Annotated in this window: 1 protein-coding gene; it reads left to right on the top strand. The window is 28.1% G+C overall.

Annotated features, from left to right (window positions below):
* Positions 1–3 precede the first annotated feature (3 nt).
* Positions 4–591, top strand: a 588-nt coding sequence (locus BGS43_RS00010) for a DUF2920 family protein (protein ID WP_141085284.1), incomplete at its 3' end; no start/stop codon positions are given.

The following is a 591-nucleotide window of genomic DNA, read 5'->3' as shown; positions in this document are numbered from 1 at the left end:
TATATGCTCATAAATCAAACCTTTGAAATTGATTCTTGTGATGATGTAGAGCTAGGTATTAAAAGAACCAGTAAGCTTGAATACCGCATAAGTTATGATGATGAAAAAGATCTCAAAGCTATAGTTTTTGTCATAGGAGGTTATGGAGCTAATGCAAATATATATTTTTTAGATTCTTATAGAAATTATATTGCTAAAAATTTTGATGTAGTGACAATAAATGTTTTTTATCATTGTTTTTGCCAAAGGCGTTCGGATGTTTTAAAATACGATGCAAGTGCAAAATTTTTAGAAGAAGATCTGGAAAATTTTTCTAAAGTATTGAATGATTTTAACATTGATAGTAGAAATTTAAATTCTAATAATGCTTTAGAATATTATCATCATTTAGATCATTATATTACTACTTTAAAATCACAAGGAAAACTAGCGCAAAATTATCAAGCGAAATTTACTTCAACTTTTATCCCACCTAATGGAGATTATCAAAACTATGGCATTATGGCAGCTATTGATCATATCAATGCTTTAAAAGATTTAGTTAAACGCTTTCCAAAATTTGCAGATTTACCAAAAATTTATGGGGGGGGG

This window comes from Campylobacter sp. 110 (assembly GCF_002383965.1).
GTDB classification, from domain to species: domain Bacteria; phylum Campylobacterota; class Campylobacteria; order Campylobacterales; family Campylobacteraceae; genus Campylobacter_D; species Campylobacter_D coli.
This window is presented reverse-complemented; position numbering and strand designations above follow the sequence as displayed.